We start from the raw sequence: 9,243 nt of genomic DNA, 5'->3' as shown, positions 1-9,243 counted from the left end.
GGACAGCATCTCGTCCTGCTTTCACGCGCAAAGCCGTGGATACACACCCGACGCCCTGAATACACACTCGACGCCCTGAGTGCCCGTGCGGGCCGAGGTGTCGCTGACAGGTGGAGAAGACACCCACCTCCGCGAGAGGCAAGACCCAGCGCCGGTTCAGCCCGACGCGGCAGGCACCTTCGGTCGGCCATTATCGCCGCGCGGGTGCACCACCTTCGGCCACCAGAACCAGCGGCCCAGCAACGTGGCGATCGACGGCATCAGCAACGTGCGGACAATCAGCGTGTCCAGCAGTAGACCGATGCAGACGGTGGATCCGAACTGGCCCAGCACCCGCAGTTCGCTACCCAGCATCGCGGCCATGGTGAAGGCGAACACCAGACCCGCGGCCGTCACCACGCCGCCGGTGCCGGCCATCGATCGGATGGTTCCCGTCTTGAGTCCGGCGTGGATCTCCTCCCTGAAGCGAGAGACCAGCAGCAGGTTGTAGTCGGACCCAACGGCCAGCAAGATGATGACCGACAGCGCCGCCACAATCCAGTGGACTTTGATGCCGAAGAGATCCTGCCAGATCAGCACGGACAGACCGAAGGATGCGGCGATCGAGCTCGCTGCGGTACCGACGATCACCAACGCCGCAACGACGCTTCGGGTAAGCAGCAGCATGATCATGAAGATCAGCGTCAGCGCCGATACCACCGCGATCATCAGGTCGTACTTGGCGCCGTCGTGCATGTCCTTGAACGTCGCTGCGGTACCGCCGAGGAAAACCTTGGCGTCTGACAAGGAGGACTGCTTCAGCCCCTCCTGGGCGGCCGTCCGCTCCGCATCGACGCGTGAGATTCCTTCCGGTGTCATCGGATCGCCTTGGTGGGTAATGAAGTACCGCGCCGACTTGCCGTCCGGCGACAGGAACATTCGCAGCCCCGTCTGAAAGTCGGGGTTTTGGAAGGCTTCCGGTGGAAGATAGAACATGTCGTCGTTCTGGGAGGTGTCGAAGCTCTGGCCCATGACAATCGCCGTGTTGCTCATCGACTCCATCTGGTTGATCATCGCCGAGAACGTCTGGTACAGCGTCAGCGTGATGGCCTTCGTGGCCTTAAGCGTCGCAATCATCGTCGGGATCAAGTTCAGCATCTCGTGGGTCGCCACGGCGGTGCGCTGGATGTCAGCCGTGAGCTTGTGGAACTGCTCGGCAAGCTGGTCGAATCCGTCCAACGAGTCAAACAGTGACCGCAATGACCAACAGATGGGAATGGCGGAGCAGTGCTTTTCCCAGTAGAAGTAAGAGCGTATCGGCCGCCAGAAGTCATCGAAATCCGCGATGTGGTCCCGTAATTTGTCGGTAATTTCCGATGTTTCCGCTGTGGTCGCTGCGCTGTCGTCGGCGGCTTTGGAAAGATCCTTGGTCACTTCGTACAAGCGCTGCGTGTAGTCGATCTGGTCCTGCAGCAAGTCGGCCATTTTGAGGATGTCGGCCATGCGGTCCTTCAAAAAGGCCATGTTCTGCATCGTCGTCTGACTCTGCATGCTGTTCTGAAACGGTATGGAGCTGTGCTGAATTGGAATACCCAGCGGCCGGGTGATGTCCTGCACCATGGCGATGCCGACCACACGGATGACGTTCTTGGCCACCCGGTCCAGCACGAGCATGTCGGCCGTGTTGCGCATATCGTGGTCGGCTTCGATCATCAGCATGTCGGGGTTCATCCGGGCCTGGGAGAAATGCCGGTCCGCGGCCGATTGACCCAGGTTCGACGGCGCACTCATGGGCAGGTAGTAGCGGTCGTTGTAGCTCGTCTTGTAGCTCGGCAGCGCGACCATGCCGACCAATACGACAGCGGCGCTCACCGCCAGAATTGGTGCGGGCCAACGCACCACCGCCGTGCCGATCCGGCCCCATAGGCGACCTCTCTTGGCCGCCAGCGTGGATTCGAAAAGGCCGAGCTTGCTGCCCAAAAAGACGATGGCGGGCCCCAGTGTGACCCCGGCCAGCACGACGACCAGCATCCCGATGGCGACGGGCGCGCCCATGGTGTTGAACCATGGCAACCGCGCGAAGCTCAGGCAGTAGGTCGCTCCGGCGATGGTCAGGCCCGACCCCAGCACCACCGGGGTAACCCCGCGAAATGTCGTGTAGTAGGCCGCTTCTCGGTCCTCCCCGGACCGCCGGGCCTCTTGATATCGGCCTACCAGGAAGATCCCGTAGTCCGTGGCGGCCGCGATCGCCAGCATGGTCAGGATGTTCGCGGCGAACGTCGTGAGCCCGAATGCGTTGTTATACGCCAGAACCGCGACGACTCCGCGCGCGCACAACAACGCGAGAAATGTCATGAACAGCTGGATCGCCGTGGTGACGATCGAGCGGTAGACCAGCAGCAACATGATCGCGATCGCGCCAAGAGTGAACAACGTGATCTTGGCAAGGCTGGCGTTACCGATGACGTGCATGTCGTCGCTGAGCGCGGCCGGCCCAGTGACGTAGACCTTCAAGCCGGGCGGCAAGTTGTTCTTGTTTTTGTCGATAACCTTGCGGACGGCTTCGACCGAATTATTGGCCTCGGTGGTGCCTTGGTTGCCGGCAAGATTCAACATGACGTAGGCGCCCTTGGCGTCGGCGCTTTGGGCGCCCGCCGCGGTCAACCGGTCGCCCCAGAAGTCCTGGATGTGCTGGATGGGCTTGCGGTCCTTAACCGGGATCCGAGGGTCCGGCTGCAGTTGGCGAACCAGGTTGTCGTAGTAGCGATGCGCGTCGGCGCCCAGGGGCCCCTGACCTTCCAGCACGATCATGATCGTGCTGTTGGAGTTGAATTCGTTGAAGTTGTGACCCAGGCGCAGCATGGCCTGCATCGACGGTGCGTCCAGCGGGGCCATTGGTGCCGAATGCGCCTCACCCACGACCTCTAGGGAAGGAACGAGGATGTTTACCAACACCGTGACGAACACCCAGATCAGGACGATCGGCACCGCGAAGATGCGGATCATGTGTGGGATGAAAGGCCGGTGCGGGCGCTCGGCGGGTTCGGTACCGCCGGTTTTGATGGGCCCGGTGTCCTCGGTGTCTGCGGCGCCCAGGTGGCCTCTGCTGTTCAGGTCGCTCATGCCGACTTCACCAGGCAAAAGATCTGGGGGTTGACCCCGTCGGAGTTTTGGTCGTCGCGGACTTTACCGTCGACGGTGATGCGGCAGCTGATTCGACTGCCGTCACCTTGCACCATGATGTTGGCGCTTACCGAGGGCAGCGTCGTAGAGACAGTGACGGACCACGGCAGCGGGGCCGCGTTGATCTGGTGTGTGTTGGCGTTCTCGTCCCAATAGTTGATGTTCGCGGTCGACCCGGCGGGGCCGAAGACGTCGTAACGGACGACTTTGGGGTTGAACTGCACGATTTTGATCCCGCCGCCGGCGCCGGCGTTGAGGTCCTCGGAGCCGAAGATCTTGTGCAGCCGCGTCACGACCAGTGCGGAAACGGCGAGTACCACTACCAAGACCAGGAGTATCCAAGCTCGCTTTGCCAAGCGGCCAATGCGACCGGTAATTGGACCAGCCATCTCACCGCCTTCCGCTCACGATCCTGGTTTGTAACGCGCCACCTCAGAGCTTGCTTCCCGCATCCCCGCGCCGATGCCCGGCAGAATCTTCGTTTGGCTAAGCATCGTAAACCTTAGTGCACGAACGCGTTCCTCCGGGGTGGGCCCGCAACGCACGGCTAGCTCGCGACTCGGCCGGTAACCGGCGGCAGATCGGCCAGCGTCACGATCCCGGGTGCGGCCGCCACCACCGCCGGCACGGCGTTGGTGACCGGCATCGCCGTGTAGATCATGCCCAGACCCATGAATCCGGGTTCCGTCCAATCCTTGGGCGGCAGGCAGTGCAGGACCGTGCGCATGTTGGGCAAGCCGAACACCTGGATGACGTGGCCGTGCTCGAGCGGCTTGGGCGGGACCACATGGCTGCCCATGGTCCAGTTGAATCCGACGCTGACGACGTTGCGATCCCCCGCCCAGCCGCGGTGATAGCCGTAGACGCCGCCGACCGTGCCCGCCGGAATCTTCATGAAGCCCAGGTCCGAGTCGGCGGTGGCGGCAGTGAAGGTGACGTCGAACGTCATCTTGTCCAGCTTCGCCCCGATCGCGTCGGCCATCATCGCCGCCGACTCGGCGAAGACCTCGCTTTCGCGCCGCACGTTCTCGGCCAGACCGGGGGTGTCGGGGTCTTGTGAAAACCCCATCGCCGTCTGGGTTTCCGCCGATTCGTAGGTCGAGCAGTCGACCGATTCGGTGATGCGGATCTCATCGACGCGCTCGCAGGAGGCGCTGAGCACCATGCCGACCATGTTCGTCATTCCGGGGTGCGCGCCGCTGCCGAAGATAGTAGAGCCGCCGCGCCGGCAGGCTTCGACAACGCGCTCGCGGTCTTGCGGCGTCTGCTTGCCGCCGGTGATCCAAGCCGCGCTGGAGCACACGTTGACTCCGGATTCCAGCAGGCGCACCAACTCATCGATGTTGGGCCACAACGGGTTATAGCAACATGCGTCGGGCCGCAGGGCGAGCAGCGCGTCGATGTCGTTGGTGGCTTGCACCCCCGTCGGCGCCGGCCAGCCCGCCAGTTCGGCGGCGTCGACGCCGACCTTGTCCGGCCCATGCGCATAGACCCCGACCAGTTCCATGTCGGGCCTGCCGATGATGGCGTGCAAAGAGCGCCGGCCGATGTTGCCGGTGGTCCACTGGATCACCCGCAGCGGACGGTCTGTGCTGGTTGTGCTCATCGGGACACACTATCTCCCGCGATATCTCTCGCGAGCAGACGCAGAATCGCACTGCGCGGCCGTCCGGCGCGCGATTCTGCGACTGCTCGGCGGGCGACGGTTTGGTCAGCTATGCACGGGCGATGACCGGAAACGCAATCTGCGTCCCACTTCGGCCCTTGATCTCAACCTGCTCGGGCGGACCCCAGAGGAATTTGTTCTCGGCGGCGGCATGCACGGTAGCGGTCGTCATCACCGGTGCGCGCCCACCGCGGCCGGCAATACCGGCCAGCCGGAACGCGACGTTGGTCGCGTCGCCGATCACGGCCTCGACCGTCCTTGTCATTGCGGCGAGTGCGGCTCTGCCCTGCACCACCGCCCAGCCCATCCGGATCGGCGAGCCGTCCGGCTCACGGAGCGGGATTCCCGGCGCTAGTTCCTCGACCTTCTGGTTCGCGGCAAGCGCAAAGTCGATCGCGAGCTCGTTGGCATTGGGCAGCGCCCGTAGTCCCCACACTGCGTACAGCGCATCGCCGGCGTAGTGGTTGAGCGTGCCGCGGTGGGCTCGCAGTACGCGGCCCAGCTCGGTCCAAAGGTAGTTCAGGCTCTCAGCGATCACCTTGCTGTCGGTGACTTCGGAGATCGTCGAGTAGTTGGTGATGTCGCCCACCACCATCACCATGATCTCCTCGGTGATCCGGGTCAGGGTGTAGTCGCCGGTGTTCTCCCTGCTGGCGTTGAACCGCTCGGATCGGAATCGCAGGGCGATGTCGCCTATCCGGATCTGGTCGTTGGGCCTGATGGGGACCGGTACGGCACGTTCGACGCGCGCGCCGTTGAGCAACGTCCCGTTGGTGCTGGTATCGATGAGGAAAGCTTGGTCGGTGGTAGGGTCCAGGCGGATTTCGAGGTGGTTTCTGGAGATGTTCGGATCGTTGATCACCAGGCGGCGGTGTTCGGCGATACCCGCGCACACGCGTCCGACGAAAAGTTGATCGAAGATCGGCACAATGTTTGCGCCGTCCTCCGTTCGCATGATGAGGTCGGCCAACGGCTCCTTCCGCGACCAATTGGTGTCCACGGCTAACAACCTAGCCGCCTTGCGGTCAACCATCGTCTCTTGGGGGAGCCGACGGGGCCCGAAAAAAATGTCAGAAAACGGCCAGCAAAGGCCTTAACGAACCAGTGTCGGCTGTGCGTCGAGGGCCGCTCGGGTCGCTGCCCGGCCCGCTTCCAGGGCGGCGTCAAGCTTCTTGAAGTCCATCGGACCGATCGCTGTGACGTCCGGCTCGATGACGGCCGCGATCTGAGGGTCGAGCAAGTTCACCGCGGAGCCAGCCAGGTCGACAGTGCGAAGCAGCGTCTCCTGAAGCGGGGGCAGGGCGACATCCGATCCGGTCAACAGTCGCCGGACCAGCCCGGGCAGCGGAACGATCGCCGGCAATAAACCAAACCCCTTGGACGGCACGAACTTTTGACGTAGGTCGACGCAGATGACTTGGCCATCCGGATCGCCGCACATCACGTCGGCCGGGAGTTGGTTCAACAGCCCACCGTCGACGAGCATCTGCTCACCCTGCAGCACCGGCGGCATCAGGCCCGGGATCGAGATCGATGCACGCACGGCGAGCGACAGCGGCCCACGTCGGTGCACGATTTGATCGCCGGTAATCATGTCGGCGGATACGGAGAAGAAGTCGTGAGGCAGATGTTCGATCAAGGTGTTGCCGACGAAGTTCTCAAGCAGGCGATCGATGCGCTGACCTCGGGTGAAGGCCACCGCAGGGAGCGTGTAGTCGCCGAGCGGATTGCCCTGTCCCAGGTACTTGCGCGCCGCGCCGATGGCCTCCTCGGCGTCCATGCCCACCGCGAACGCCGCAGCGGCGATCGCACCGGCACTCGTTCCGCCGAACCGATCGATGACAACACCGGACCGGGTCAGCTCTTCGTAGACGCCGAAATGTGACAGCCCTCGAGCGCCGCCACCCGCCAGCACCAGACCCAGGGATCGGCCGGCAATTCTGCGGGCCAGCGCACCGATTCCGACGTCGTCGGCGCGGTGATGCGAAATCGGCTGTAGCAGATCCCACCAACCGGGGTCCGGTTCGCGCCCGCACGCGAGCAGGTGGACTGGCCGCCCGTGGGTAACTAGCGACGCGAGGCCTTTCGGCGGATGTTTCTGAGCCACTAGAAATACGAGTCGGTCGCTTTGCGCAGCAACATATTGTCGCCAGAGGTGGCCCGAGCCTCGTTCGGCCACCACCAGGACCCAGTCGTTGCTTCGTTCGGCCCGATCAAGGGTTTCGCTGAATGCCTCGACAAGGTCGCCATAGTTATGGACTTCAGCGGTCGTGTCCACGGGCGGGGCCAGCACGGCGGTCTTACCGTAGGAACCCAACAGTTTTGCGATCTTGTCGACGATCGGACCCGCGGTGGCGTCACCCGTCGACAGCATGCCAATGACCCGTGGACGCTGATAAATGCTCGTTGATCGCGAGTCTTGCAGCATGCCCGCCATCGCTCGCAGCATTACCGATTGCAGTTGCGGAGTCGTCGCGAGCACCTGGGTGAACGTGTCAGCGGCGATCCGCCACACCACGCCATCGCGAACGGCCCGGACACCGGCCGAGCGAGGGGCGCCGGCGATGACGCCCAGGTCCCCGATCGAGTCGCCGGCCGCCATCTCGCGAAATACCTGTCCCTCGGCACCCACGATCGCGAACCGCCCCGAGGCGACGATGTAGATGGCATCCGACGGGTCTCCGAACCGAAAGAGCCACTCGTCGGCGAAGATGTGGTGGCGAGTGACTGCGCTGGAGAGTTGGTCGAGTTGTTCGTCGTCGAGGTCAGCGAGTAGCGGAACCCTGCGCAGCGCGGCTCGTTTGTCGGCCGCACGCAGTGGGGCCCGCCGCCGTTTAGCGCTCAATCTGCTGCTCCTTTTGGTCGCTGATAATCAGTCGCTGATATCGAAGCCGGAGATGACCTTGGTCGGACGGACCCGGACTGCCACTTCGCCGGGAACCGCGTTGCGGCGGCCGAACTCGTCGGCGCGGTCGGCGCCCATGTACCGCGCGCCGGTTCGGGTCGCGATGTTCAGCACGTCCTGCGGATCGTCGGTAATGGCGGCCACACCCTGCACCTGAACGAAGGAATAGGGCGGATGGGGATCGTCCACACAGATCGCGACCCGTGGATCACGCTGCAGGGCACGGCCTTTCGACGTATGACGCTCGGTGGTGAACACCAGCTGACCGTCGTCGACGACAAACCACACCGGCGCCACCAGCGGCCGCCCGTCAGAAGCGACGAACGCCAGCATCCCGGTGCGGGTTCCCGCCGAGAGGAATTCGACGACTCTGTCCGACAGCTCGGCCATCTACTAAAGCCGCACCAGGTCGTAGTCGGCGATGTGGTCCATCAGGAGCTGGAGGTGGTCCTGCGAGGAGCCCAGGGTGTGTTCGATCGCGGTGAGCCTGGCCGCGTAATGACCGACCGGATACTCGGCGGTCATGCCGATGCCGCCGTGCAGTTGGATCGACTCCTGCGCGATATGGCGCCCCGACCGGCCGATCTGAACTTTGGCGCGCGAGGCGATCAGCGGATCGAGGTTGCCGTCGGCGATCGACATCGCCGCGTACAGGCTCATGCTGCGGGCCAGCTCCAGCGAGACATACATGTCCGCGGAACGCTGGGTGAGCGTTTGGAACTTGTTGAGTGTGACGCCGAACTGCTTGCGGGTCTTGAGGTAATCGGTGGTCAGCCGGAGCGCTTCCTCCATCGCTCCGACGGCTTCGGAGCACAGCGCCGACTGGATCCGGGTGATGGTGTGGGCGATGGCATCTGAGGCGTCGTCGGCCGCTTCGCCCAGAGGTTCGGCGGGCATGCGGTCAAGGTCGATCTGCGCACCGCGCTGTCCGTCGAATGTGGGGTACGGGTGGCGGGTCACGGCTTGCGCGTCGACGACGAACAGGCCGGTGCCGCCGTCCGGCAATGTCGCGCTGACCACCAGCGTGTCGGCACAGTCACCGGCCAGCACCGGATTCTTCCGCCCACTCAGCAGCCACGAATCCCCTTCCCGCTCAGCGGTAGTGGCGAGCTTTGCGGTGGCCTTTCGGTGGCCGGGCTCGGAGTGGGCGAACGCCAACAGCCGTTGTCCCGCCGCGACCTCGTCCAGCATTTCTTTCTGTGCTTCGCTGCCGTGCTCGGCGATCAGCGAACCGGGCGCCAGTGCGGCGTGCACGACGGGCTCGGGCGCCAACCGTCGCCCGATTTCGGTGAGCACGACCATGATCTCGATCTGGCCCGACTCGTCGGGATCGAACCCGAGGCCGAGAATCCCGATGTCAGCCAGTTGGTTCCACACCTCGCGGCTCCAGCCGAGATCGGTGTCGATGACCTTGTTGCGGCTCTCCGGGTCATAGCTGCGCGACAGTAGGTCGCGGGTGGTGTCGCGGAGCAGAGCCTGCTCGTCGCTCAGCTGAAAGTCCATGACTTCC

The 9,243-nt window shown here is 63.9% G+C and carries 7 protein-coding genes; all 7 read right to left on the bottom strand.

Annotation, left to right across the window (positions count from 1 at the left end; all coding sequences use genetic code 11):
• Positions 1 to 156 precede the first annotated feature (156 nt).
• The gene (locus AC5Y21_RS14500) at positions 157 to 3,102 is read right to left on the bottom strand and encodes an MMPL/RND family transporter (RefSeq protein WP_499913135.1); all 2,946 of its coding nucleotides are present in this window, start codon (positions 3,100 to 3,102) and stop codon (positions 157 to 159) included.
• A complete protein-coding gene (locus AC5Y21_RS14495; protein ID WP_499913134.1) occupies positions 3,099 to 3,551 on the bottom strand; it encodes an MmpS family transport accessory protein in 453 nt (150 codons plus the stop codon). The genes AC5Y21_RS14500 and AC5Y21_RS14495 overlap by 4 nt, the downstream gene beginning before the upstream one ends.
• Positions 3,552 to 3,709: 158 nt before the next feature.
• A complete protein-coding gene (locus AC5Y21_RS14490) occupies positions 3,710 to 4,768 on the bottom strand; it encodes an NAD(P)H-dependent amine dehydrogenase family protein (RefSeq protein ID WP_499913133.1) in 1,059 nt (352 codons plus the stop codon).
• Between the two features lie 109 nt (positions 4,769 to 4,877).
• Entirely contained in the window at positions 4,878 to 5,828 is a 951-nt protein-coding gene (locus tag AC5Y21_RS14485; protein WP_499913132.1) for an adenylate/guanylate cyclase domain-containing protein, read from the bottom strand.
• A gap of 93 nt (positions 5,829 to 5,921) precedes the next feature.
• Entirely contained in the window at positions 5,922 to 7,673 is a 1,752-nt protein-coding gene (locus tag AC5Y21_RS14480; protein ID WP_499913131.1) for a cyclic nucleotide-binding and patatin-like phospholipase domain-containing protein, read from the bottom strand.
• A 27-nt stretch (positions 7,674 to 7,700) separates the two neighbouring features.
• Positions 7,701 to 8,123: a PPOX class F420-dependent oxidoreductase gene (locus AC5Y21_RS14475; RefSeq protein ID WP_499913130.1), complete on the bottom strand. Its 423-nt coding sequence runs from the start codon at positions 8,121 to 8,123 to the stop codon at positions 7,701 to 7,703.
• A gap of 3 nt (positions 8,124 to 8,126) precedes the next feature.
• Complete coding sequence (locus AC5Y21_RS14470; protein ID WP_499913129.1) at positions 8,127 to 9,236, bottom strand: acyl-CoA dehydrogenase family protein; 1,110 nt, start codon at positions 9,234 to 9,236, stop codon at positions 8,127 to 8,129.
• Positions 9,237 to 9,243: the final 7 nt, after the last annotated feature.

It is taken from the genome of Mycobacterium sp. NGS41 (assembly GCF_059812725.1).
Note: the sequence above shows the minus strand (reverse complement) of the source record. Positions and strands in the feature narration are given on the sequence as shown.

Coding starts and splice junctions, on each gene's coding strand:
- AC5Y21_RS14490 (WP_499913133.1), bottom strand. CDS start 4,768: ATGAGCACAACCAGCACAGACCGTCCGCTGCGGGTGATCCAGTGGACC.
- AC5Y21_RS14475 (WP_499913130.1), bottom strand. CDS start 8,123: ATGGCCGAGCTGTCGGACAGAGTCGTCGAATTCCTCTCGGCGGGAACC.
- AC5Y21_RS14470 (WP_499913129.1), bottom strand. CDS start 9,236: ATGGACTTTCAGCTGAGCGACGAGCAGGCTCTGCTCCGCGACACCACC.
- AC5Y21_RS14495 (WP_499913134.1), bottom strand. CDS start 3,551: ATGGCTGGTCCAATTACCGGTCGCATTGGCCGCTTGGCAAAGCGAGCT.
- AC5Y21_RS14500 (WP_499913135.1), bottom strand. CDS start 3,102: ATGAGCGACCTGAACAGCAGAGGCCACCTGGGCGCCGCAGACACCGAG.